Origin of the sequence: Polaribacter sp. KT 15, from assembly GCF_900143115.1 — a bacterium.
Taxonomy (GTDB): domain Bacteria; phylum Bacteroidota; class Bacteroidia; order Flavobacteriales; family Flavobacteriaceae; genus Polaribacter; species Polaribacter marinaquae.
On record NZ_LT670850.1, the window covers coordinates 1,542,302 to 1,568,523 of the forward strand.

Sequence of the window (26,222 nt, forward strand, 5' to 3'; positions counted from 1 at the left end):
TAAAAATGAATGAAGATTTAACACCAAATAAAAGTGTAAAAAACACTGATAAAAATGCTTTAGAAAATATAAAACAACAAGCAAAAGAGCTTAAAAATGAGGTAAAAGATAAAGCAACAGAGTTAAAAGAAGAATCTAAAGAAGCTTTTGAAACAGTAAAAGAAAAAATGAATGAAACTTTTTCTGAAGAAAATATTGACAAAGTTAAAGATAAGTTAGATGAATATACAGATGATGCCAAAGAAGTATTAGAAGATGTCTCTGAAAAAGCCTCTGAAATAGCCAGTGATGCAGTAGAAAATTTAGCAGATTTAGCAGAAGATGCTAAAGAAGGAATAGAAGAAGCTACAACTAAAACAAAAGGATTTTTTAAACGATTATTCGGAAAATAAAAACATGAAATTATTATCTAATTATCCTGCAGAAATTTTAATTCTTTTCTTTTTAATAATTACTTATGTACAATCTAGCATCGATAAAATAACAGACTGGAAAGGAAATATTGCATTTATTAAAGATCATTTTAAAAACTCTCCATTAAAAAATTACGTTCCGGTTTTACTTGCTGTAGTTTTAGTTGTAGAAATTATCGCATCAATATTAATGCTTATTGGAGTTTACCAAATTTACACATCAGAAGCCAAAGAAATTGCTTTGTTAGGAATTGAGCTCTCTGCGATTACTTTACTTTTTTTATTAGTTGGTCAACGTCTTGCAAAAGATTATGCAGGAGCGATGTCTTTAACCGTCTATTTTATCTTAACAGTAATTGGTGTTTATCTTCTAAATAATTAAAAACTATTAAATATAAATTTAAAATAATTAAAAACTATTAAAAAAGGTCTTAAAACACGTGTTTTAAGACCTTTTTTAATTATTAGATAGTATTTATACATTTAAGCAATTAAAATACAATTAAAACCTTTAGAAATCTGTTTTTAGTAGTTTTTAAGAACATAAATCAGTGAGGAATACTCAGAAGTTGATCTTGCTTTAAAATTTGATACAAAACCAACGTAACTTGCTTTTAAAGGGTTCGATTTACCTGATTTGTATTTTTCGCTTAATAATGAAACATAATAACTATCAAATTTCATAGGTAAAGTATTTTCTACTATCATTTCTACTTCAGAAAATAATTTATGAATAGAACATTGACTAAAATGCCAAAGATGTCTTGGTACATCATAAGCAGCCCAATATTCTTTATAATACTTTGCATCGTAACTTTTATAATTAGGTACAGCAACCACTACCCTACCATTTGGCTTTAATAATTTTTTTAAAGTTTTAATAGTTTTCTTTAAACTCTCTACATGTTCTAAAACATGCCAAAGAGTAATAACATCAAATTTCTTATTTGAAATTTCAAACAAATCACTTTCTAAAAAGACACCTTTAGTTTCAGCAATTTTTTTAGCATCTAAACTTGGTTCTACTCCAAAAGTTTCCCAACTATTATTTTTACAAACTTTTAAAAAATCTCCGGTTCCAGCACCAACATCTAAAACAGATTTAGTTTCTGTTTTAAAAGAATTAAGTAAACTTAACTTTTGTTTTAAAGTATGGTTTTTTACTTTTTGATAAACTTTATCGAAAAGTGATTTTTTACTATCTGTATGTGAAATGTAGTTTTCACTTTTATAGTAGTTTTCTAAATCTACTGGCACAGGAGACGTAACCAGCATTTCATAATCTTGGTTCTGCATTACTTCAAAAGTATCACCAGAAACAGTATAATCTTTACAATTTAAAAGAGGGATTAAATTTGTATAGAGTTCTTTTTCATTCTCCATATTACTTAATTTTTAAATTTGTTCCACGAGGAACATTTGCAATTTTTCTTTTTTTTATCTTCCCATATAAACCAAAAGCACAGAAATATCACTAGGTGATACACCGCTAATTCTACTTGCTTGCGAAATAGATACTGGTTTAATTTTATTTAATTTTTCTCTAGCTTCAAAAGAAAGAGATTTTACTTTTTCGTATTTAAAATTAGAAGGTATTACAACATTTTCTAACCTATTTAATTTATCTGCATTGTTCTTTTCTTTATCAATATATCCGGAATATTTTAAATGAATTTCAGCTTGTTCTATAACATCTTTTTGTATATTATTTTCAAGTATAAAATCATTTAATTTTTTTATAGATTTAAAATCATCGAAAGACAATTGAGGTCTTGCAGCAATTTTAAACAATTTCATAGATTGATTCACTAATGCTAAATTTTTAGCCTCTAAAATAGGATTTACCTCTTCTTGTTTTACACTAGTTTTATGCAGAAACTGAATCAACATTTCTGTCTTTTCTTGCTTTTCTAAAACACGATCCATACGTTCTTTAGAAGCTAAACCAATTTCAAAACCTCTTGGTGTTAATCTTAGATCTGCATTATCTTGTCTTAACAAAGTTCTATATTCTGCACGAGAAGTAAACATTCTATATGGTTCTTCTGTACCCTTAGTAATTAAGTCATCAATTAAAACACCAATATAAGCTTCATTCCTTTTTAAGATAAAAGGTTCTTTATCTTGTACTTTTAAAGCAGCATTTACACCAGCCATTAGACCTTGCGAAGCAGCTTCTTCATAACCTGTTGTTCCGTTAATTTGACCAGCAAAATATAAATTCTCTATTAACTTTGTTTCTAAAGTGTGTGTTAATTGTGTAGGCGGAAAATAATCATACTCTATCGCATAACCATATCTTAAAAACTTTACATTTTCAAAACCTTCTATAGAACGTATTGCTTTATCTTGAATATCTTCTGGCAAAGAAGTAGAAAAACCATTTACATACATTTCTACAGTAGACCAACCTTCTGGTTCTACAAAAATTTGATGTCTATCTTTCGTTGCAAAACGATCTATTTTATCTTCTATCGAAGGACAATATCTCGGACCCGTAGATTGTATTCTACCATTAAACATTGGCGAACGATCAAAACCTTCACGAAGTAAATCATGAACATCAAGATTTGTATAAGTTAACCAACAAGAACGTTGTTTTTGTAATGCTTTTGTGGTTGGCAAATAAGAAAACTTTTCTGTAATTTCATCACCAGGTTGCTCTAACATTTTAGAATAATCTAAGGATCTACCATCAACTCTTGGCGGAGTTCCAGTTTTCATTCTTCCAGCTTCAAAACCTTTCGCAACTAAATCTTCTGTAATTCCTTTTGACACTCCTTCACCTGCTCTACCACCACCAAAACTTTTATCACCAATATGAATCAATCCGTTCAAAAAAGTACCAGCTGTAACAATAACAGTTTTAGATTTTATCTCTAAACCTAAAGCAGTTTTTACACCAACAATTTTATCACCATCAAACAATAAACCATTTACAGAATCTTGATAAAAATCTAAATTATCTGTTTGCTCTAGCATCGTTCTCCAACATTCTGCAAATTGCATTCTATCAGATTGTGCTCTTGGACTCCACATTGCTGGACCTTTAGACTTATTAAGCATTTTAAATTGTATTGCTGTTTTATCAGTCACAATTCCGCTATAACCTCCTAACGCATCAATCTCTCTTACTATCTGTCCTTTTGCAATTCCACCCATTGCAGGATTACAACTCATTTGCGCAATATTTTGCAAATTCATTGTAATTAACAATGTGTGTGCACCCATATTTGCGCTCGCAGCTGCTGCTTCACTCCCTGCGTGACCACCACCAACTACTATAACATCAAATGTTGTTGAAAATAAACTCATTTTTTATAGTTCCACGTGAAACGTGTAAATTAACTTATTGATTTTTAATATTTTAACTCTTTTAAAGCAAGATTTTCTTGTAAAGTCATCTCATTTTGATCAGCTTCAGTTTTATCTTTAAAACCAATGTAATGTAAAACGCCGTGAATAATTACTCTATGCAATTCTTCAATGAATGAAACTTTAAAATCTTTGGCGTTATCCTCTACCCTTTCAATAGAAATATATATATCACCATTAATAAGTTTACCAAGTGAATTATCGAAACTAATAATATCTGTAAGTGTATCGTGTTGTAAAAATTGAACATTTAATTTATGAAGATAATTATCATCACAAAAAATATAATTAATTTCACCTAACTCACAGTTATGTTTATCAATAATAGTTTGAATCCAATTTTCTGTTGAACTCTCATTATCTAATTTAAAATTGGTTTCGTAATTAAACGTAATCATTTTGCTTTATTCTTAGGTAGAGAAAAATATTCTCTAACCTTTAATTTATACTTTTGTTGCAAAGGTAATGATTGTCTGTTTAATATTTCTATTTGATTGTAAAACTGCTTTTTAAATTCTAAAGCTTTAATAGTATTACGTTTATTAAGTAAATTATTAGTATTAGATTTACGCTTACTATCTTTTCCTTGTTCTAAAGCTGCTTTATCTAATTTTAATAATTCGTAATTAAGGCGCTGCATTTTCTGAATTGTAGCAGCGTTAAAACCTTTTTCTAATATTTCGTTTTCTAACTGCTCCATCGTTTTTAAAACCTTTTTTGCATTAGAATTGTTTCCAGAACCTGATTCACCAGATTCTTTTATTGCATCTTGAAGTTGTTGTCTAAGTTGTGTTTGTTCTTTATAAATTTCATAAAGTTCTCCATCTAAATCATCGTTGTCAGAATTACCTTGTCCATTATGTTTTCCATTTCCACCCTCGCTATTTCCTTCACCATTACCTTTTTTATTTCCTTTTCCGTCTTTACCGTCTTTTCCATCTTTTCCAGATTGCCCTTTTTCTCCTTTTTTATCTCCTGGTTTCTTACCTTCTTTACCACCTGATTTACTTTCTCCGGGTTTCGACCCTTTTTTCATGCCTTGTTGCATCTTCTCTGAAAGTTCACCTTGTTTTTTAATGATATCAGGTAAACTAAAGCCATTACCTTTACCCTTTCCTTTTCCTTTACCCATTTTCATTGAAGCATTTTTCATACTATTTAACATATTACTTAAGTAATCTGCTAAATTATTTGTAGCTGTCATCACATAACGTTGATTAGAAACACCGTTGTTAAACCTATTTTCTGAAAAATTTTCTAAAGACTGTTCTAAATTATAATGTGCAGATGATAAGTCGTCTTGTATTTTAGCCGAAATTTTAGGTAGACGCATAGAAAGCACATATAAACTATCATCTATATGTTCAAAATAGGTTCTTATGTCATTTTGCTTTTTTAAATCTTTACCAAAATCAGGATGCGTAGTAGAAATCTCACTAAACTTATTCATTAAGTTTTCTTGTTTGAAAGAAAAAGTGACTAAATTTTCTAAAATTTTACGAAGATCATCCATATTTTCTTCTATCGATTCTCCTTCCATCTCGATCATCGCTTGTTGCATTTTAGAACTCATTTCTTTCATCTTAGCAGCACTTTTTTTCTGAGAATCTTTAGCAGACTTTTGATCCTTTTTTTGAATATCTTCTTCAGACTTTTTTAAAGTAGTATCTATTGCCTCTTTTTCATCTTCAACATCTGGCAATTCCATTGGCTCTTTTAATTTTTCATTGTCCTTAGCCAATTCATCTAATTCTTCTTTTAATTCGTTAAACTCTTTGTTAATTTGTTTTTGCGAATATAAATCTAATGAATCTTGCTTTAATAAATCTTCCTGTTTTTTTGATAATTGATCTAACTTATTAGCAATTTGCATGGTTTTTTGCTCAACGTAAAAACGCTTTGTTAATTCTAACATACGTTCTAAACTTCTTTGTTGTTGTTTATTTTGTTGTGCTAGTTGTTTAGCCTTTTTAACCAAGTCTTCTTTGTTTAACTTTTCTGCAAGTTTTGCAATTTCATCTAAAAGTTTTTGTTGCTTATCGGTTTTCTTTAATTCTTCGATGCGCTTTTTTAATTCTTCTTTTTTATTCTGTAAATCTTCAGATTGTTCTTTCTTTTCATCTAAATTTTCTTGCAACATATCTGTTTGACGTTGCATCATATTTTTATATTGTTCTTGCCTTTTTATAAAACTCTCAACCTTCTTTTTATCATTCCAACCTAACTTTTTCTTATTCTGAAGTTGTTCTTTTATTTGATCTAAGTCTTTCTGTTGTTTTTGTTGTTTCTGAATAGAGTTTTCCAAACTATTAATTGTGTTACGTTGTTCTTGCAAAAGCTCCTCTTCTACTTCATCATTTGTTTTTTGACGATATTTAAAAATTTTAGTACGCGCTTTCTTACTTCCGTTTACAGCATCATTATCAAAAACTTCAAAAAATAATTCATAATTAATACCTTTTTGTAAGTTTAGATTATTTGGAAATTCATAAAAAAAGGTTTGAACATTTGTACTAGAAATTTTTATTTGATGTGTTTTAATTGCTTCAGGATTATTTTCATCATAATAAATTAATTCTAATTTCTTTAAACCATAATCATCAGAAATCTGACCAGCAAAAAAAACAGTACCTCTAGAAATGGAATCGATATTTGTTTTCACTTCAATTTCTGGCAATTCATCTTTTATAACATTTACAGAAAATTGTAAATTTTCATAATCTTGTAAATTAGCATTAGAAGAAGAAATTTCATAATTAACAGTATTTCTTATTCTTTTAGAAAATGTAAAATTATCTTGTCCTTCACTTTTAAATTTTTCCCTTTTGTTATTATTGATAAAAAAAACTTGGTTAGTATTTACTGCAGTAACCAACCAATTAATCTTTGTGCCTTCTGGTACAATTAAATTACCAGAATTATTTATAACTTCATTTTTTTTGCCTGTGTAAAAAGGATATTTTAATTCTAAACTTATATTGTTAATAACTGGTGTTTTTACAATGTCTATTTTGTAATTATTCGATAAAACTCCGTTAGATTCTAAATAGAAATCAACAGGATTTAAAACATCAGAAAAAGTGTAAGAAAAAGTACCATTGTTATTATTGTTAAGAAAATATTGCTCGTTATTAAAATGAATTTTTACTTCGGATGGATAAACTTCACCAATCGTTTTTACATCTATTGTAATAGAATTTCCTTGAATTACTTTTAAAGAAGTATTGATAATATCAAAATAAAAAGGTGCTGGCGGCGTATATGCAGTTCTATGGTTTACAACTCTATCTAAACTTTCTGAAAAAATTTGTTTACTATCTGTAAATAAGATAGTTAAAAAAATTAAAATAGGAAAAATAGCATATTTTAAATACTTTTTATTCTGAGTAAAATCAATTGCTTTAACAAAAGGAATCGGTTGTAAATCATTAGATTTTTGATTGATACTTGCCAATAATAATTCTGATTGTAAAGACGATTCTTGTAACTGAATTACATTTAACAATTTATCTTTTACATCCGGAAAATGATTGCCAATAATTGCTGATGATTCTTTTAAAGAAATCCCTTTTCGTAGACCAAATAATTTAAAAATTGGAATAGCAATAAACTTAATTAATAGAAATAATTCTACTAAAATAAAAAGCCAAAACAAAAAAGTTCTTGCCGTTGGTTTTAACCATAAAAAATACTCTAAAAAAAGAGTAAAAAAGAAATATAAACATCCTAAAGAAAGAAATAAAATTACTCCTTTAATTAATTCGTTTACGTAATATTTTCTTGTAAACTGATGTAGCTTTTGCTCAATTATTTTAAATGCGCTCATAATCAACTAATAAAAATAGTATTTTTGATAGGATTTACAATGAAATTAAATGTTAAAAGCTTTTTGTAAGTTTTTAAAAAAGTTTGCAACTAAATTTAAATAAAAAAAAGATCATGAAAAATAGCCTTAAAATAGTATTTTTTATAGCAAGTTTATCAGCATTTTCTCAAAGTCCGTGGACAAAAGAAAAGAAAGATTTGTTTCTAAATTTATCTTACACTTCCATAGCGAATTATAACGAATTATTTGGCGATCCAGATTATAAAACCGAGAAAAATATTACAGATAAAACGTATCAAATCTACGGTGAATATGGGTTAACAAATAAAACAGCATTTGTTTTTAATATCCCTTTAAAATCTATAAAAACAGAAGATACTAACAATTTAATATCTAGCTTAGATTCTGGTTCTAAAACTGCTTTTGGTAATATATCTTTGGGTTTAAAACATCAATTTTATAATAAAAATTGGGTTATTTCTGGGCAATTGGTTACAGAATTAAACACAAGTACTTTTGATGAAAACACAAAAATTAGAACTGGCTACGATGCTTTTACCTTTACACCTCAATTGCTAATTGGTAAAAGTTTTGGTAAAACATTTTTACAAACACAAATTGGTGCAGATATAAGAACAAACGATTACAGTAATAATTTTAAAATTGGTGGAGAATTTGGTGGTAAAATATCAAAAAATATTTGGTTAATTGGCTTTGTAGATATTGTAAAGAATTTAGATAATGGTGTATACAAACCAGGTGAAATTAATCCGCAAACATTAACACCAAGAAATGGTTTATATGTAACAGATCAAGAATATGGTGCTTACGGATTAAAAGGAATTTTACAGTTGTGCGATTTAGGTATTACAACAAGTTTTGGTAATGCTTTTTTTGGTAATAACGTTCCTAAAAAAACAGCTTTTTCAATCGGAATTTTTAATACATTTTAAGCCAAAATATTATTAAATAATACAGACTTTAGAAAATAATATTCTAAAGTCTTTTTTTTGGTCTCTAATTTCTATTTTCTCTTTTAAAAACTATCTTTGCAGCATTAAAAAACAGAAAAAAATGGAATCTAATGTTCGTGTGCGTTTTGCACCAAGTCCTACAGGACCTTTACATATTGGTGGTGTAAGAACAGCTTTATATAATTATTTATTTGCAAAAAAATACAACGGTACTTTTGTATTACGTATAGAAGATACAGACCAAACTCGTTACGTTGCAAATGCCGAACAATATATTATAGACGCTTTAGAATGGTGTAATATTCCTTTTGATGAAGGACCAAATAAAAATGAAAAATTTGGACCATACAGACAATCTGAACGTAAAAATCTTTATAAAGAATACGCAGATATTTTAATAAAAACTGGTTGGGCTTATTATGCTTTTGATACATCAGAACAATTAGATGCACATAGAAAAGGACACGAAGCAGAAGGAAAAACCTTTATTTACAATTGGCATAATAGAGAAAAAGGCAAATTGGTAAATTCTTTGGTTTTAACTGATGATGAAGTGCAAGCAAAAATAAATGCTGGCGAAAATTATGTAATCCGTTTTAAAACTCCGCAAGACGAACTTTTAAGAATGGAAGACGAAATTCGTGGAAATATTAAAATTGATACCAATACTTTAGATGATAAAATTTTATTTAAAGGAGATGGTATGCCAACTTATCATTTAGCAAATATTGTTGATGATCATTTAATGGAAATTACGCATGTAATTAGAGGTGAAGAATGGTTACCATCTATGCCATTACACGTATTGTTATATAAAGCATTTGGTTGGGAAGCACCAAAATTTGCTCATTTACCATTAATTTTAAAACCAGTTGGTAAAGGTAAATTAAGTAAAAGAGACGGAGATAAATTAGGATTTCCTGTATTTCCGTTAGAATATACCAACGAAAAAACTGGTGATGTTTCACGTGGTTATAAAGAAGATGGTTATTTTAATGATGCTTTTATAAACATGTTAGCTTTCTTAGGATGGAATCCTGGTACAGAACAAGAAATCTTCTCTTTAGAAGAATTAATTGCAGCTTTCGATTTAAAAAGAGTTAGTAAATCTGGTGCTAAATTTAGTCCGGATAAAACAAAGTGGTTCAATCAGCAATACATGCAAACAAAGTCTGATACTGAACTAACAGAAGTATTTTTACCGATTTTAGCAGATAAAGGAATCACAAAAGACAAAGAATACGTTTTAAAAGTTGTTTCTGCTATTAAAGAAAGAGCTGTTTTTGTAAATGATTTTTGGGATTTATCTAGTTTCTTTTTTGAAACACCAACAGAATACGATGCCAAAGCTTCTAAGAAAAATTGGAAAGAAGGAACTGCAGATTTAATGAATGAATTAATTACCGTAATTTCATCAATCGAAGATTTTTCATCAGAAAATACAGAAAAGGAAGTAAAAGAATGGATAACTGCGAAAGAAGTTGGTTTTGGTAAAGTTATGCAACCATTAAGATTAAGTTTGGTTGGTAAATTAGCTGGCCCACATTTGTTTGATATTATTGCTATGATTGGTAAAGAAGAAACTTTACTAAGACTTAAAAACGCCATAGAAAAATTATAATTATTACAACTAAATAAAAAGCCTCTCGTTAATTTCGAGAGGTTTTTTTTATTTTAAAATGTAACATTATAAACAAATCTGCGTCAAATAATTAAATGCTTAAAAGAAGTATATTTACAATTCAACTATTTATTAACTATTAAAAACCTTGTTATGATATCACCACCATTTATTATTCTTATTGTTATTACTGCAGTTATAATATTTGCATCCTTTTTTATTGTAAAACAGCAAAGCGCAGCTATTATAGAACGTTTCGGAAAATTTCAAAGTATAAGACAATCTGGTCTTCAATTTAAAATACCTTTAATAGATAAAGTTTCTGGTAAGTTAAGTTTAAAAATTCAGCAGTTAGATGTAATTATAGAAACAAAAACTTTAGATGATGTATTTGTAAAATTAAAAGTTTCTGTACAATACAAAGTTATAAGAGATAAAGTTTATGATGCGTTTTATAAATTAGATTATCCACACGATCAAATTACTTCTTTTGTTTTTGATGTTGTAAGAGCAGAAGTACCAAAAATGAAATTAGATGACGTTTTTGTTAAAAAAGATGATATTGCAATTGCAGTAAAAAGAGAATTGCAAGAATACATGACAGATTATGGTTATGATATTATTAAAACTTTAGTAACAGATATAGATCCAGATGCCCAAGTAAAAGCTGCCATGAATAGAATTAACGCTGCAGATAGAGAAAAAACAGCAGCACAATTTGAAGGAGATGCACAACGTATTTTAATTGTAGAAAGAGCTAAAGCAGAAGCAGAAAGCAAGCGTTTACAAGGACAAGGTATTGCAGATCAAAGAAGAGAAATTGCTCGTGGTTTAGAAGAATCTGTAGAAGTTTTAAACAAAGTTGGTATCAACTCGCAAGAAGCATCTGCTTTAATTGTTGTAACACAACATTATGATACTTTACAATCTATCGGACAAGAAACAAATAGTAATTTAATTTTATTACCAAACTCGCCACAAGCAGGTAGCCAAATGCTAAACGATATGGTTGCAAGTTTTACTGCAAGTAACCAAATTGGCGAAGCAATGAAAAATGCTAAAACTAAAAAATTAGAAGAATAATTAATTCTTCTTGATAACAAAACTAAAAAGACAGTAATATAAATTACTGTCTTTTTTTATTAAATTTTTATATTTTTACTAAAAAATATTAATGAAAGCTATTTTTTCATGGTTAAATAAACCGTATTATTTTAATCCTAAACCTCTGTATAAGTTAAAGATAAGTATTTATCATGGTTTATTTATTTTTCTTTTTTTATATATTTTTAGACCTTTTTATCTACACGAATTTGATGAAATTATATTACCATATACCATAGGTATTGGTATTACAGCTTTTGTTGCCACTTTTTTAATTTTATACTTACCAGCACTTATTTTTAAAGATTATTTTAGTGAAGATAATTGGACTATAGGCAGAAATTTACTATTAATGTTTGTTGGTGTAACCTTTATAGGAGTTGCTTTATGGTATTTTGGTGAAATTTATAAAGAACCCTATAACCTAAGAAAAATAAACCTTTTACAATTCTTATCATATACTTTTTTGGTAAGCCTTATACCCTTAACATTTTTTGTATTTCTAAATGAAAAAAATATAAGATTACGAAGAGAAAAAAAGGTTAAAGAAATTAGAGAATTAAAAAAAGTACAAGAACTAAATAACACAGAAAAATTAACAAAAGAAGTTAGTATAACATCAGAAAATGGTAAAGAGAAAATTAGTTTTTATATCGACAATTTAGTGTATGTAACTTCGCAAGGAAATTATGCAAGTTTTTTTATTAAAAAGGATGACAAAATTAATGAGAAAATATTACGAGTTACACTTGCAAAAATTATTGCAAAATTAGAAAAGTATCCTACTATTATTAGATGTCATAAAAGTTATATTGTAAACACCAATTATATTACAGATATTTCTGGAAATGCAAGAGGTTATTTATTAAAATCTAAGGTTATTGAAATAGATATACCTGTATCTAGAAGTTTTTCTAAGCAATCATTATTAAGATTAATTAGTTAAACGTTCCCATTTATCCCAAAAACCCAATAAATCTTCCTTTTTACAACAAATAAGTTAAAGATATTATAATGAAAACTATATTTGTCTCGAAGAAATTTAGATTAAATATTTGGGGGAATATTTTAATTTGATAACTAAAAAGCTCAACTTGTATTTATACAAATTGAGCTTTCTTATTTTGTTAAAAAAAGTGATTAATATCTACTTTTTTTCTTCTAGTTTTTCTTCTGGATTTTCTTCTTTAGAAGCGTTTTTAAATTCCTTAATTCCGCTACCTAAACCTTTCATTAATTCTGGTATTTTTTTTCCACCAAATAATAATAAAACAACTACAAGTATAATTGCAATTTGAGGTCCGCTAACAAATCCAAAAAAAATAGATAAATTATTCATCATTATATAATTTTATAAGTTACAAAGATACAAAAAAGGTTGTTAAAGCAATCTAATCTGTTTCTGTATTAATTTCTTTTCTCGATAATACCACCAATAACCTTTTTGTCTTTTACAACTTCTGGGTTTCCTTTATAGAATATTGTACCACCAAAACTTACTTTAGCATTTAAAGTTTCGCCAGCATTTATTTCTGCTTTTGCACCTGTACCTGCTTTAACATTAGAGTTACCTGTAGATTTTAAATTAAAACCATGGTAAATACCATACAAATCTAAATCTACTTCTTGATTTTTAGATGCACCAGAAACTTTAATAATACCGCCAGAAGTTGCTCTAATACTTAAATACTTTGTTTTTGTAGTTAAGTTAATGAAACCTCTTTCTTGTGCATTTAAAGATACTTTATCTTGGTTAAAATCTTTACTAGTAATAGTTGCACCTTCATTTACATCAATTAAATCTATATTTTTATTGTAATATAATTTAATAAGTATTTTACCTTCTGCAGAATTATCTGATGGTTTTAAAGAAAACGGTAAAGAAAGTTTTAATGTATTATTTACATTTTTAATTTTAACAAGATTTGCCTTCTCACCTGTAATTTCTATTTTTTGGCTAGAAGCTTTAATCAACTCTAATTCTATACCATTATATACTTTAAGCGTGTTAAAGTCTCCTAGATCTTGTTTAATTGTATTTTGTGCGTATGTTGATAAACCAACAATAAAAGCACATACTAAGATTAAATTTTTCATTTTTATAAGTTTGATATTTAATATAAAACAACAATTATACCATTATAATAAAGGAAAATTATTAAAAATATTATAAATCTATACGTGTTTATTTTACTTTAACAGCTGTACCAGTAATAGAAACCAATAGTGTAGACGAGTTTGCAAGCGGTTCTACATCTAATTGTATACCAACAACTGCATTTGCACCTAACTTTGTCGCATTGTCTTTTAAATTCTGAAACGCTTTTTCTTTAATGCCTTCTAATGCTAAACTATATTTTTCGTAGTATTTAGACATACTAAACATATCTTTAAAAGATAGTTTAGATCCGTTAGCAGAATAACTAGAATCGTAAGCTGTACCGGTTACAATACCTAAATAATCTACTATTTTAAAATTTTCTATGTTGTTTGTAGTTGTTAAAATCATAATAACTAATCTTCAATTAAATTAAAATCTAAATGTTTACGCTCTAAATCTGTTTTTTTAACTTGTACTTTTACATCATCACCTAATTGATACATGTTTTTTGTAGATTGCCCAACAATAGCATATTGTTTTTCATCAAAAATATAATAATCGCTTTTTATATCTCTAATTCTTACCATTCCTTCGCATTTATTAGTAGAAATTTCTACATAAATACCCCATTCTGTTACACCTGTAATTACGCCATCAAAAACTTCATCTTTGTGATCTTGCATGTATTTTACCTGCATGTATTTTATAGAATCTCTTTCTGCTTTTGATGCTAATTCTTCTCTTTTAGAAGAATGTTTACATTTTTCTTCATACAATTCTGCTTTTGGCGATTTTCCGCCATCTAAATAATGTTGCAGTAATCTATGTGTCATTACATCAGGATAACGTCTTATAGGCGATGTAAAGTGACTGTAATAATCGAAAGCTAAACCATAATGACCAATATTTTGTGTAGTATAAACTGCTTTAGACATCGATCTGATTGCTAAAGTTTCTATCATATTAGATTCTGCTTTACCATTTACATCATTTAATAACTGATTTAAAGTTGCAGATGTACTTTCTTTAGTTTCTGTATTTATCTTATAACCAAATTTACTAATGATGTTTTGTAAAGAGGCTAATTTTTCTAGATCTGGCTCATCATGAACTCTGTAAATAAAGGTATCGTTAGAAGGTTTTCCTTTTTTACGACCAATAAATTCTGCTACTTTTCTGTTTGCTAATAACATAAATTCTTCAATTAATTTATTAGCATCTTTAGATTTTTTAAAGAAAACACCAACTGGGTTTGCTTCTTCATCTAAATTAAACTTCACTTCTACTCTATCAAAAGAAATTGCACCTTGTTTCATTCTCTTTTTACGCAATACTTTTGCTAATTTATCTAGCTGTAAAGTTGCTTCTACAATTTCTGGTGTAACTTCGTATTCTTTGTCTATGATAGAAGTTTCTAATGGCATTGTATAAGGTTGTACATCATCAGATAATTCGCAATTTTCTATAATAGATTGTGCTTCTTCATAAGCAAAACGTTGGTCTGAATATGTTACAGTTCTACCAAACCACTCGCCTACTACTTGCGCTTTTTGATTAATTTCGAAAACTGCAGAAAACGTTAATTTTTCTTCGTGTGGTCTTAAAGAACAAACACCATTACTTAACATTTCTGGTAACATTGGTACTACTCTATCTACCAAATAAACAGATGTTGCTCTGTCATAAGCCTCATCATCTAAAATAGTTTTTGGTTGTAAATAATGCGAAACATCTGCTATATGAATTCCTACTTCGTAATTACCATTTTCTAATTTTACAAAAGACAAAGCATCATCAAAATCTTTTGCATCTTTAGGATCTATGGTAAACGTTAAATCTTTACGCATATCTCTACGTTTAGAAATTTCTTCTTCAGTAATTTCTAACGGTAAACTTTCTGCATCTTTTTCTACTTCTTCTGGAAACTCGTATGGTAAATCATATTCTAGTAAAATAGAATGCATTTCTGTATTATGGTCTCCTGGTTTACCTAGTACTTTGGTTATTTTACCAAACGGATTTTTAGAGTTTTGTGGCCAATCAGAAATTGTAGCTTGTACTTTATCTCCGTGTTCGGCACCATTCATTTTATTTTCAGAAATAAAAATATCAGCATACATTTTATTACTGTCTGGTAACACAAAACCAAAGTTTTTACTTTTTTGTAAAACACCAACAAATTCTGTTTTAGCACGTTCTAAAATTTCTACAACATCTGCTTCTAACTTCTTACCGCTTCGTTTTTTGTATACATAAGCTTTTACTATATCGTTGTGTAAACCTTTACCTAAATTTACATTTGGTATAAAAATATCATCTTCATAATCTTCTGTAACAAAGTAACCATTACCGTTAGATGTAATATCTAAAGTACCTACAGAGTATTTTCTATCCGCATTTATTTTAAATTTACCTCTATCTACTTCTACAATTTTTTTTGTTGATGCTAATTCTGCCAACTTTTTAATTACTTGGTTTTTACCATCGGTATCTACAATACTTAATTTTGCAGCAATTTGTTTGTAATTGTAAAACTTATCGCTGTCTTCATTTAAAATTCTGAATATATTTTTAGTTAAATTTTTTACGACTTTACCTTTCTTTTTATATATTTTTTTCTTTTTTTTTGTCATTTATACTTCTGTTTTAGCGTTAATTCTTTCTGTCTTTTTGATAAAAATTAACGTACTCTGCAAATTACAATTATAAGTTTAATAAAGCATTAAAAAACTGTTATGAATCTATTTTGTAATTTGGCTTGTTTATAATAATTTATTTATGTCTACTATTGATAAAATCAATACTAATTCTTGGTTTATAATTGCAAACCCAGCTTCTGGAAATAAAAATTTTTCTAAAATTTGGAAAAAAATTGAGCAATTACTTAAAAACAAAAATTTAGACTATTCTTTTGCTTTTACTCAGTTTTCTAAACACGAAATAGATTTGGTACAAAACGCTATTAAAAAGGGTTATAGAAACATTATATCTGTGGGCGGAGACGGAACATTACATAATGTTGTAAACGGAGTAATGCTGCAAAGGTATGTAAAAACTTCTAATATAACTATTGGCGTATTACCTTTAGGAACTGGCAACGATTGGATTAAAACCTACAAACAACCTAATTCCATAGAAAAAGCTTTAGAAATTATATCAAAAAAAACTACAATTTTACAAGATATTGGTGTTATTACTACTGATAAAAATACTATTTATTATAACAATGTAGCAGGTATTGGTTATGATGGATATATTGTTAATAAACTAAAATATCTTAAAAAATTTGGTGCTTTATCTTATTTGTTAGCAGGTATTTATGGTTTAATTTTTTATAAGAAAAGTGCATATAAGATACTTATAAACAATAAAGAATTAAAAGAAAAATGTTTAATGGTTGTATGCGGAATTTGTAAATATTCTGGTGGCGGAATGCAGTTTACAAAAGATGTTAATACTACAGATGGCTTATTAGACATAACAATTGCTAAAAACTTAAATTTTTTAGATTTAGTAATTAATCTACCCAAACTTTACTCTGGTGCAATTGTAAATCATAAAAAAGTAAACACTTACAAAACATCAAAAATTACGGTAACGCCTATAAATGCTAAACCTTTTATACAAGCAGATGGCGAGTTGATAACTTCTGGTAAACTTCAAATTAGCATTGTACCTAAAGCAATTAATTTTGTAATTAATTAGTTATCAAGTATAAAAGTTAAAAAAATCTTAATTTTTTTGTAACGAATCTTAAAAAGAAGCGTCTTTATAGAAAGAGACTTTTAAATTAAGATGAAAAATCTACGTAAAATTATCGGCTTATTTCTAATTATTTTTGTTGCAGGCATCTTTGTAACCATTATAACGGTAAACAAATCTCTTAACAAAATAGATCCGCAAGAAAAAAGCGTAGAAATTCAAAAAGACACCACTTACCTACTAAAAGCAGAAAAGAAAACAGTTTAAATTTTTTTTCAAAAATTTTCTCTTTCTAATTTCAATTTATTTTTTTTTCGAGTTTTTCACAGTTATAAACATTCTATATTATAATTATTTTTCTTTTATAAAATTTTAAAAAAACTATGATGGTTATAATAGTGTGTGAATAGCTACTATAAATTTTATAATATTTATTTTAATATTTGAGTTATTAAAAAACGTTTACATGTTGTTAGTAGTTTAAAAGCTTTAAAATCAATTAAAAAGTAGAGTTATTAACAATAGTTATAAACAGGTATTAACTAAATATTCTGAATAACTATGTTGTATTTCTATGTAAACAAATTGTAAATTTTATGTTGATAAACTTTTATCAAAAACTCATAAAAAAAGTTGCATATGTTAAACTACTCGCTGTATTGTAATAAATATTGAATTCACCAAAAATACTTTTCAGTTTTTCATTGCAACTTCTTAACATTCTATTAAAATGCTAAAAACTTAAAAACTAAAGAGTTATTAAAAAAGCTATTTTTTTGATTGTTTATAACTGTTGATAACCGTTAGTTTCTGTATTTTTGTAGTACACAACTTAATTAAAATCAATTTATTATGACAATTGCAATTGGTAACGATCACGCTGGTACAGAATACAAGTTCGAAATTATAAAACATTTAGAAGAGAAAGGTTATAATGTTATTAATTTTGGTACAGATTCTAATTCGTCTATGGATTACCCAGATGCTATTCATCCAACGGCAGAAGCAGTAGAAACTGGTAAAGCTACGTTAGGAGTTATTTTATGCGGTTCTGGTAACGGCGCACAAATGACAGCAAATAAACACCAAGGTATAAGAGCTGCTTTGTGTTGGAACAATGAGTTAGTTGCATTAACAAGACAACATAACGATGCAAATATTCTTACAATTCCGGCACGTTTTGTTTCTTTACAACAAGCTATAGGTTTTGTAGATATTTTTCTTTCTACAGAATTTGAAGGCGGTAGACATGCTAATAGAGTAAGTAAAATTTCTTGTGCAGGATAATCTTTAAAATAAATCACTTAAACTGTTTTAAAATTTAGTTTGAGTGATTTTTTTAATATCTAGTAGTTTATATTAATTATGAATATCAAAGTAAAATCTTTTAACGAATTAACGGTAAACGAATTGTATGCAATTTTACAATTACGATCGGAAGTTTTTGTGGTAGAACAAAATTGTGTGTATCAAGATATAGATTTTAAAGATCAAAAATCTTTACATGTAATTGGTTTTAAAGATGATAAAATTATTGCTTACACGCGTATTTTTAAACCTGGTGATTATTTTAAAAATGCTAGCATTGGTAGAGTAGTAGTAGCAGCTTTAGAAAGAAAACACAGTTATGGGCACAATTTAATGAAAGCTTCTATAAACGCAATTAAAGAAAACTTTAATAGCGATACAATTACCATTTCTGCTCAAAAATATTTACAAAAATTTTATGAATCTCATAATTTTACAAAAGTAGGAGAGGAGTACTTAGAAGATGGTATTCCGCATATAAGAATGGATAGAATTTAGAACTAAAAACGTACTCTAAAACTTAAATTAGGAGTAAAAGGCAACGAGTAATTATCTATTCTTCTCACATTATTTTCTTGCGATTCATCTACAATATAGTAAGAGTCTATGGTGTTTTTTCTATCTGTAATGTTAGTAAAACCAAGTCTAATTGTGGCTTTTATAGCTTCAGAAAATATAAAATTATAACTTCCAGAAACATCAATTCTAAAAAAAATGTCTAAATTTTCTGTATTAGGGTTATCATAATTTACAATAGTTTTATCGCCATTTTGTAAAGTTTCGTTACCATCTACAGGTTTTGTATAAGGCCTACCAGAACGTAAAATTCCGCCAATAGATGCTTTTAAATTTTTGGTAAAATTATAATTAAAAGCAGTACTTAAAGAGTGTGTAATATCTAAGCTATTTGCAAATTTCTTTGGATTAAAAACACCAAATGTGTAGTTGTTTTCTGCCAACGTATAACTTAACCAAGTACTAATGGTATTAGTTTGTTTGTTAATTAAAAATTCAATTCCTTTAGTTTTATAATTACCAATAGAACTAAAATTCTGAGTGTTGTTGTAAAAACCTTGATTTGCAGTAGAAATACCGTTAACTACTTTATAAAAACCTGTAATATCTGCGTACAATTTATTTTTGGTATAAGAAATACCAAAAGAAGCTTGTTTGCTTGTTATTATTGGCGTTCTATTATTATCAGATAAAATCCATCTACGTTTTTCGATACCTAAAAAATTATCTTCAAAATCTATTTTTTGAGCTGTTGTTTGATTTTTAAACTCTCCTTCTAACTTTAAAGAATACGTTTCATTTAGTTTTTGTCTTATGTTTATTCTAGGTTCGAAAATAAATTTTTGAAACTTATCAAAATAATTAGCTCTAAAACCAACTCTAGCGTAAGTATTGTTTTTTTTATATTCAATTTCTGAATAAAAAGCACTTTTTAACAACACTTCTTTTATCGTTTTAGAAAAAGTTGGTGCGTTAATACTTGTGGTATTTTTTACGCCTATTTCGTTAAAAACAAAACCGTTTGTTAAATAAAAAAAATCAGAAAATTCATACACAGTATTTAGTTTTACCGCTGTTTCTAAAACATTGTTAAATTGTGTTTGAAACTGATCTGTATCTTTATTATAATCTGAAGAATTGATTCTATAATCAGAAATAAATGCCGAAAGATTGGTTATAAATTTAGAGTTCCAGTTGGCTTCCCAATTAATTTTAGCACCTAAATTTTCTTGCTTTAAATTACTATTTTCTTCAATAGAATTGTTATTGTTTGTGTATTGTTCTAGATAATCTAAATTATTTTTTATGTGAATAAAGTTGGCTCTAATTGCATGATTGTAATTAAGATCGTACAAAACTTTAAACGAATAATCGTAGAAGAAAAACTTAGATTCTGAGTTGTTAACACTGTTAGAAGCAATAGAATTATCTTGAAAACTTCTATTAAAATAATTGGTATAAGTTGGTGTGTTTAAAAAATCTGTAAAAGATCTTCTACCAGAAACATGCAATTCTAAATTATCTTTAATTGGTATTTGTACAAAAGCATCTGCACTTATCAAATTAAAACCTGCGCCGCCAGAAAATTTATTCGTTATTCTATTCGAGGTTTCCATATTAATTGTTGATGAAACTCCGTCGGAAAAAACACTACTTGTACCATTTTTAGTAACCGTAACTTTTTTGGTTAAATACGGATTGTAAGCAGAAATTAAACCAAAAAAATGACCTGCATGGTACATTTTAATTCCGTCCCAAAGCATTAAATTCTGGTCGTTTGTACCACCTCTTACATTTATATTAGAAATACTTTCGTTTACACTTTCTACGCCAGGTAAAATTTTAATAGTTTTTAAAATATCGGGTTCTATTAATCCTGGTAAAATTCCGAATTTTTCTGTGTTTAAAATTGTGCTTCCATCGGCACTTTTTTGCAAGCCAGAAGTTAAAAACTTTTGCATTGTAATTTCTGATAAAATTTCTGAAGATTCTTCTAAATACAACTGTTTACAATTAGCATTTAGAAATAATTCTTTAGCAGAAATTTCTAAGTTTTTAAAACCGATATATGATATATTTATTACAGATTTTACCGGTACATTTTGCAAATAAAAAGTTCCGTTTGTATTTGATGTTGTTCCTAAATTATAGCCATTTACTTTTATAGATGCTAAAGCTAAAGGCATAAGATTTTGACTTTCTAATACGTTTCCGCAGATATTTATAGTTTTATTTAAAAACGAAACTGTTACATATCTGTTGTCTAATGTTTTAAATTGTAAATAAGTTTTATCGTTTAAATAACTTAAAAGAGATTCTAAAGAAATACCTGTTTGTGGTGCTATAATTTTTATGTTTTCGATGTCATCATCAGAATAAGAAAACTTAATATCGTATGTTTTTTCTAAGGAAATTAGCAAAGAAGAAAGCCCAACTTTAGAAGATGATTTCTGAGCATAGTTTATACTTGTAGTAAGTAAAAAACCTAATAAAATTATAGCTATTTTATTGATCATATTTAAAGATCGTAATTGTTTTACCATCAATCTTATAAGACAACTGCAACGGTATTGTTACCGATTGTAATGCAACATTAATATCTAAATGTGTAAAACCACCAGAATATAAAGTTTCTAAGTTAATGTTGTTAGTTGTAATTGTATAACCAAATTGATTTTCTATTTCTTTAAGTACAAATTTTAACTGTGTACTTTTAAAATTAGATTCTTTTTGTAACCAAGATTTTTCTGTTGTATCAAAAGTAGTATTAGTATCTATAATACCGTTTACAACTTTAAAAATTGTTCCTTTAGGTAATTTTACAAGTGTGTCTTTATAAGCTACGCTTACCAAACCTTCGTATGTTTTTACTTCGAAATAATTGGCTCTTTCTTTAACATTAAATTGCGTACCAAGAACGGTAACATTACCTATTTCTGTATTTACAGTAAATTTCTCTCCTTTTTGTACTTTAAAAAATGCTTCTCCGTCTAGGGTTAAATTTCTATTATTTTCCCACTCTTTTTTAACATAAGAAACGTTAGAATTTGAATTTAAAATAACTTCTGAATTATCAGGTAAATTAAAGGTTTTAGTTTCTGCGAATTCTGTAGTATAATTGGTATCGTTACTATAAAGTAAAAAGTAACTAGTTGTTAACAATACTGCAATAACTGCTGCGTATTTAAAGACTTTATTAAAACTAAAAGCAATAACTTTTTGTTTTTTGGTTTTGTTTTGAGTTTTTAATTTTAAGTCTGCCAATGCATTTTCTACATTAACTTTAGGTGTTTCTATTTGCGATGTGTAATGCGCAATTTTTTCTAAAGTATCAAAACCTTCAGTTTTTTTTAAACGCAGTAATTCTTCATCAGAAATATCTTTGTTTAGCCATTTTAATATGTCTTTGTTATTTTCCATTTTTTAGACTTCTATATATGTAACAACTAAATGTTTATTTACCCTACTTTTAAATCCCATCTATTTTACTTCTTAATTTTTTAAGGGCAGAAGACATTCTTTTTTCTACTGCTTTTTGCGATATTTCTAGCATTTCTCCTATTTCTCTGTATTTTTTGCCGTCTATTCTATTCATCAGAAAAACTTCTCTTTCACCTTCGGTTAAGTTTTCTATGGCATTTTTAAGTTTATTTTTAAATTCTTCTTCTTCTAATAAATACTCTGGACTTTGATTATTAACATCTAAATACGGACTATTTTTTGCATACTCGAAAACAACCTTTTCGTGCTTAACTTTATTTAAAAATAGATTGTTAACAACTGTAAATAAGTAAGATTTAGCTTTAGAAAAATCTATTTTTGCACAATTTTCCCATATTTTTATAAAAGCTTCTTGCGCTAAATCTAAAGACGTATTTTTATTGCCAGATTTGTAGTAAGCAAAGTTACTAGCAGACTGTATATGAGATGTGTAAAACTCATTAAAATAAATTTCGTCGCAAAGAGATTTATTAGTCATTGTAGGGTTTTAGATTATAAAAATAAAAAAAATAGAATACAAAGGTAGGGTAAATAAATGTGTAGTTGTTTTATTAACAGAAGGGCAAAAAAAATAGTCATTCAAAAAAAAGTAGGGTAAAATAAAATTGAGTTGTCTTACTAACAGAAACAATAAACATTTATTATTAAAACGTATTAAAATGAAAACATTAAAATTAATTACAGTATTTGCATTAACAGCAGTTTTAGGATTTACATCTTGTCAATCAGAAGAAAATACAGAAGTTGGTGCTAACCCAAACGCAAACTCTTCTACATCGCCAACCGCTTCTAATTTTGAAAGAGCTTCTATGAACGATGGTTCTGATGATGATTTTTTAGATGGTAATGCGTGTACAGAGTTGTTATTTCCTTTATCAGCAACCGTAAACGGACAAAATATTTCAATAATATCTGAATTAGATTTTTCTGCAGTTTTAGAAATTTTTGCAGAATTTAATGATGATGCAGATAATGTTACATTTAACTTTCCTATCAATGTAAGAACTAGTAACTACACAGAAGTAACAGTTAATAATCAAGAAGAATTAGACGCTTTAAATGCAGCATGTGAAAGTGCAGAAGCAGAAGGTAGAGACGCTATTTCTTGTATAGATTTTAATTTTCCTATTACAATGTTAACGTACGATATTGCTTTAGAGCAAACAGGTACAGTTGTTTTACAATCTGAAAAGCAATTATATACTTTTATGACTGGTTTACAAGCAGATGAATTTTTTACAGTTAATTATCCTGTAAGTGCAACATTAAGCAATGGTACAACTGTTCAATTAAATTCTGATGCAGAGTTTAGAGATTCAATTTCAGATTGTGTTCAATTTGAAGAAGAAGAAGATGAGGCTGCAACAATGGCTGCAGAAGTAGAAGCAACTTTAACAAACACACAATTTAAAGTACAAAGTTTTGTAAATGCAGGTGTTAATACTGCAGCAGATTTTGCAGATTGGTCGATAGAGTTTACAAACGATTTTAAATTAGTTGCTAAAAATAATGTAAACGCTACTTTATCAGAAATAGAAGGTACCTATGCTGTAAGTTCAGATACATCAGTATTTTTAAACATTGCATTTGGTAGCAATAATACTGTTAGTGCTTTAAATAACGATTGGGTTATTGCTTCTTACAGCGATACAATGGTTGCTTTACAAAGTAAAACGGATGCTAGCATTACATTAACTTTTCAGAAACTTTAATAGTAAAAAACAATAGAATTACTTTACAATTGTTATGTAATTAATAGCAATTGTAAAGTTTTAAAGAACAATCAATAATGATAAAATTTTTATTAAAAGTATTTTTAGTTTGTTTAATAATTACATCTTGTTCATCAGAAACAGATATAATTACAGAATCAGAAACACCTATAAATGTTAACTTAAATAGACAACAAACAGGTTCTTCTGCTAACGATTTACTTTCTGCTTCTACTTTTAAACAAATGATTGTTGAAGTTGCTTACATAGAAGGTTTTAAACCAACAGAAACAGCTTTAAATAACTTTAAAAATTTTATAAACGATAGAACTTTTAAACCAGAAGGTGTAACGTTTGTAGAAAAATCAATAGAAAACACAGGTAAAACAACTTATACTTTAGATGAGGTTGTAGAAATTGAAAAAGTAAACAGAACACAATACAACACAAATAATACAATTGCAGTTTGGGTGTTATTTATTGATGGTAAATCATCTAAAGACACCAACCAAGGTGCAATTTTAGGAACCGCTTATTGGAACACTTCTTTTGTTATTTACGAAGAAACAATACAAGGTTTAAGCGATAGTACATTCGAGCCAAATAGAAGCCTTTTAGAAAGCTCTGTTATTCATCACGAATTTGGTCATATTTTAGGTTTAACAAATCTAGGAACTGATTTACAAAGTGATCATGAAGATGAAGAACACCCAAAACATTGCATCGAACAAGATTGTTTAATGTATTGGGCCGCAGAATCTAGCCAAGGAATTGGCAACATGGTTTCTGGCGGAAGTTTACCAACTTTAGATGCACAATGTTTAGCAGATTTAAGGGCAAATGGCGGAAAATAATTTAAAATTTTAAAAAATGAAAACATTATATTTTACAATAGTTTTAATGTTTATTACAAGTATTACATTAAACGCACAAGACAGAAAAAACTCAGCTTCGGCTGGTATTAAAGGTGGTTACAATTTATCTTCTGTAAGTTTCGATGGAACATCTGAAACTTCTAATTTACATGGATTTCATATTGGTATTTATGGCGAATCTTATATTGGTAAACACATTGCAATTCAGCCAGAGATTTTATACTCACAACAAGGTTATAAAATAATTGATGATAACGGTACTTACACACAAAAATTAGAATATATAAATGTGCCTTTAATGTTAAAAATGTATCCAGTTAAAAGCTTTTTTATAGAAGCTGGTCCGCAAATAGGATTTTCGATTTCACACAAAGAAACTTTTGATGCAGGTTTTGTTTTATATGATACAGAACAAGAGTTTGAACCAAGTAATTTTGATTGGGGTGTAAATGTTGGTGCTGGTTTTAAAAGTGATGCAGGTGTTAGTTTAGGCGCCAGATATCATATTGGTCAAAGTGATATTTATGACCAAGACAAACCAAAAAATAGAGTAGTACAAATCTATTTAGGGTTTGAATTTTAGTTAGAACTAAAAATAAAAAAGAGAAGTAATTTTACTTCTCTTTTTCTATTAAATTAGTTATTTCTTTAACGCCGCCCACTTCTAAATCTCCTAAAAGTATATCGCCAATTCTTACTCTAATTAAGCGCAAAGTTGGTAACCCAACAGCAGCAGTCATTTTTCGAACTTGCCTAAATTTACCTTCTCTAATTATTATAGAAACCCAACTTGTTGGGCCATGTCTTTCATCTCTTATTTTCTGACTTCTTAACGGAAATTTAGGATCATCAATTATAAAAGCTTTTCCGGGTTTTGTGGTATATTTTTTACCATTAAAACCTATTTCTACACCATTTCTTAATTGCTCAACTTCCTTTTCTGTTATAACACCATCTACTTGTACATAATATTCTTTTTCGTATTTTCTAGATCTAATTTCTGCGGATACTTTACCATCTGTAGTTAAAAGTAATAAACCTTCAGAAGGCACATCTAAACGACCAATAGCCATCGTTCCTTCAGGAAAATCGAACAAATCTCCTAATAATTTTTTTTCCCGCTTCGCGGGATTTATAAACTGAGAAATCATTCCCCAAGGTTTATGAATCATAAAATGATGATGACTACTCATG

The 26,222-nt window shown here is 27.8% G+C and carries 25 protein-coding genes; 13 read left to right on the forward strand and 12 right to left on the reverse strand.

From position 1 onward, the window contains the following. Positions 1-5: 5 nt before the first annotated feature. Both B5464_RS06905 and B5464_RS06910 read left to right on the forward strand, forming a co-directional pair. Positions 6-392 carry a hypothetical protein gene (locus B5464_RS06905; protein ID WP_079737773.1) on the forward strand — a complete coding sequence of 129 codons (387 nt, stop codon included), beginning with the start codon at positions 6-8 and terminating at the stop codon, positions 390-392. Between the two features lie 4 nt (positions 393-396). Then, a complete protein-coding gene (locus tag B5464_RS06910; RefSeq protein WP_079737774.1) occupies positions 397-795 on the forward strand; it encodes a DoxX family protein in 399 nt (132 codons plus the stop codon). A 143-nt stretch (positions 796-938) separates the two neighbouring features. Here the strand turns inward: B5464_RS06910 and B5464_RS06915 are convergent, their stop codons facing one another. Genes B5464_RS06915 through B5464_RS06930 form a run of 4 tightly spaced genes read right to left on the reverse strand, consistent with a single transcriptional unit; the run spans position 939 to position 7,614 of the window. Then, on the reverse strand, positions 939-1,796 hold the full coding sequence (locus tag B5464_RS06915) for a class I SAM-dependent methyltransferase (protein WP_079737775.1): 858 nt from the start codon (positions 1,794-1,796) through the stop codon (positions 939-941). 54 nt (positions 1,797-1,850) lie between these two features. Beyond that, complete coding sequence (gene mnmG / locus B5464_RS06920; protein WP_079737776.1) at positions 1,851-3,728, reverse strand: tRNA uridine-5-carboxymethylaminomethyl(34) synthesis enzyme MnmG; 1,878 nt, start codon at positions 3,726-3,728, stop codon at positions 1,851-1,853. A 44-nt stretch (positions 3,729-3,772) separates the two neighbouring features. Then, on the reverse strand, positions 3,773-4,186 hold the full coding sequence (gene ybeY / locus B5464_RS06925) for an rRNA maturation RNase YbeY (protein WP_079737777.1): 414 nt from the start codon (positions 4,184-4,186) through the stop codon (positions 3,773-3,775). Continuing rightward, positions 4,183-7,614, reverse strand: a complete 3,432-nt coding sequence (locus tag B5464_RS06930) for a DUF4175 family protein (protein ID WP_079737778.1) — start codon at positions 7,612-7,614, stop codon at positions 4,183-4,185. Before B5464_RS06930 ends, ybeY begins: the two co-directional genes overlap by 4 nt. A gap of 113 nt (positions 7,615-7,727) precedes the next feature. Between B5464_RS06930 and B5464_RS06935 the strand changes: the two genes are divergently transcribed. The 4 genes from B5464_RS06935 to B5464_RS06950 all read left to right on the forward strand — a co-directional run bounded on the left by B5464_RS06935 (position 7,728) and on the right by B5464_RS06950 (position 12,259). After that, a complete protein-coding gene (locus B5464_RS06935; RefSeq protein ID WP_079737779.1) occupies positions 7,728-8,567 on the forward strand; it encodes a hypothetical protein in 840 nt (279 codons plus the stop codon). Positions 8,568-8,688: 121 nt separating this feature from the next. Beyond that, positions 8,689-10,209: a glutamate--tRNA ligase gene (gltX, locus tag B5464_RS06940; RefSeq protein WP_079737780.1), complete on the forward strand. Its 1,521-nt coding sequence runs from the start codon at positions 8,689-8,691 to the stop codon at positions 10,207-10,209. Between the two features lie 153 nt (positions 10,210-10,362). Continuing rightward, the gene (locus B5464_RS06945; protein WP_079737781.1) at positions 10,363-11,292 is read left to right on the forward strand and encodes an SPFH domain-containing protein; all 930 of its coding nucleotides are present in this window, start codon (positions 10,363-10,365) and stop codon (positions 11,290-11,292) included. A gap of 91 nt (positions 11,293-11,383) precedes the next feature. Next, positions 11,384-12,259 (forward strand): LytTR family DNA-binding domain-containing protein, encoded by an 876-nt coding sequence (locus B5464_RS06950; RefSeq protein ID WP_079737782.1) that lies wholly within the window; start codon positions 11,384-11,386, stop codon positions 12,257-12,259. 201 nt (positions 12,260-12,460) lie between these two features. Here the strand turns inward: B5464_RS06950 and B5464_RS06955 are convergent, their stop codons facing one another. The 4 genes from B5464_RS06955 to rnr form a co-directional block, all read right to left on the reverse strand. Further along, positions 12,461-12,652 (reverse strand): twin-arginine translocase TatA/TatE family subunit, encoded by a 192-nt coding sequence (locus tag B5464_RS06955; RefSeq protein WP_077810662.1) that lies wholly within the window; start codon positions 12,650-12,652, stop codon positions 12,461-12,463. Between the two features lie 68 nt (positions 12,653-12,720). Further along, positions 12,721-13,410: a head GIN domain-containing protein gene (locus B5464_RS06960; RefSeq protein ID WP_077810663.1), complete on the reverse strand. Its 690-nt coding sequence runs from the start codon at positions 13,408-13,410 to the stop codon at positions 12,721-12,723. An 88-nt stretch (positions 13,411-13,498) separates the two neighbouring features. Further along, positions 13,499-13,822, reverse strand: a complete 324-nt coding sequence (locus B5464_RS06965; RefSeq protein WP_079737783.1) for a YbjQ family protein — start codon at positions 13,820-13,822, stop codon at positions 13,499-13,501. Between the two features lie 5 nt (positions 13,823-13,827). Continuing rightward, positions 13,828-16,047: a ribonuclease R gene (rnr, locus tag B5464_RS06970; RefSeq protein ID WP_079737784.1), complete on the reverse strand. Its 2,220-nt coding sequence runs from the start codon at positions 16,045-16,047 to the stop codon at positions 13,828-13,830. A gap of 145 nt (positions 16,048-16,192) precedes the next feature. On the opposite strand from rnr, the gene B5464_RS06975 reads away from it, so the two are divergent. From B5464_RS06975 to B5464_RS06985, 4 genes are all read left to right on the forward strand, one after another. After that, complete coding sequence (locus tag B5464_RS06975; RefSeq protein ID WP_079737785.1) at positions 16,193-17,119, forward strand: diacylglycerol kinase family protein; 927 nt, start codon at positions 16,193-16,195, stop codon at positions 17,117-17,119. A 90-nt stretch (positions 17,120-17,209) separates the two neighbouring features. Beyond that, a complete protein-coding gene (locus B5464_RS14445) occupies positions 17,210-17,383 on the forward strand; it encodes a hypothetical protein (protein WP_172830869.1) in 174 nt (57 codons plus the stop codon). Positions 17,384-17,968: 585 nt separating this feature from the next. Beyond that, positions 17,969-18,403 (forward strand): ribose 5-phosphate isomerase B, encoded by a 435-nt coding sequence (rpiB, locus tag B5464_RS06980; protein WP_079737786.1) that lies wholly within the window; start codon positions 17,969-17,971, stop codon positions 18,401-18,403. A 78-nt stretch (positions 18,404-18,481) separates the two neighbouring features. Further along, positions 18,482-18,922, forward strand: coding sequence for a GNAT family N-acetyltransferase (locus B5464_RS06985; RefSeq protein ID WP_079737787.1), 441 nt, complete (start codon positions 18,482-18,484; stop codon positions 18,920-18,922). Between the two features lie 2 nt (positions 18,923-18,924). On the opposite strand, the gene B5464_RS06990 is transcribed toward B5464_RS06985, so the two are convergent. From B5464_RS06990 to B5464_RS07000, 3 genes are read right to left on the reverse strand one after another with little or no spacing between them, the layout of a single operon-like run. After that, a complete protein-coding gene (locus B5464_RS06990; RefSeq protein WP_079738993.1) occupies positions 18,925-21,456 on the reverse strand; it encodes a carboxypeptidase-like regulatory domain-containing protein in 2,532 nt (843 codons plus the stop codon). Next, the gene (locus tag B5464_RS06995) at positions 21,446-22,360 is read right to left on the reverse strand and encodes a FecR family protein (protein ID WP_079737788.1); all 915 of its coding nucleotides are present in this window, start codon (positions 22,358-22,360) and stop codon (positions 21,446-21,448) included. The genes B5464_RS06990 and B5464_RS06995 overlap by 11 nt, the downstream gene beginning before the upstream one ends. Positions 22,361-22,409: 49 nt before the next feature. After that, the gene (locus B5464_RS07000; protein WP_079737789.1) at positions 22,410-22,919 is read right to left on the reverse strand and encodes an RNA polymerase sigma factor; all 510 of its coding nucleotides are present in this window, start codon (positions 22,917-22,919) and stop codon (positions 22,410-22,412) included. A gap of 181 nt (positions 22,920-23,100) precedes the next feature. On the opposite strand from B5464_RS07000, the gene B5464_RS07005 reads away from it, so the two are divergent. From B5464_RS07005 to B5464_RS07015, 3 genes are all read left to right on the forward strand, one after another. Continuing rightward, positions 23,101-24,153 carry a hypothetical protein gene (locus tag B5464_RS07005; protein WP_079737790.1) on the forward strand — a complete coding sequence of 351 codons (1,053 nt, stop codon included), beginning with the start codon at positions 23,101-23,103 and terminating at the stop codon, positions 24,151-24,153. A gap of 77 nt (positions 24,154-24,230) precedes the next feature. Then, positions 24,231-25,007, forward strand: coding sequence for a membrane metalloprotease (locus B5464_RS07010; protein WP_079737791.1), 777 nt, complete (start codon positions 24,231-24,233; stop codon positions 25,005-25,007). A 16-nt stretch (positions 25,008-25,023) separates the two neighbouring features. Beyond that, positions 25,024-25,611, forward strand: a complete 588-nt coding sequence (locus B5464_RS07015) for a porin family protein (RefSeq protein ID WP_079737792.1) — start codon at positions 25,024-25,026, stop codon at positions 25,609-25,611. A gap of 31 nt (positions 25,612-25,642) precedes the next feature. Here B5464_RS07015 and B5464_RS07020 read toward each other — a convergent pair whose 3' ends face one another. Beyond that, positions 25,643-26,221, reverse strand: coding sequence for a pseudouridine synthase (locus B5464_RS07020; protein WP_231963668.1), 579 nt, complete (start codon positions 26,219-26,221; stop codon positions 25,643-25,645). Position 26,222: the final 1 nt, after the last annotated feature.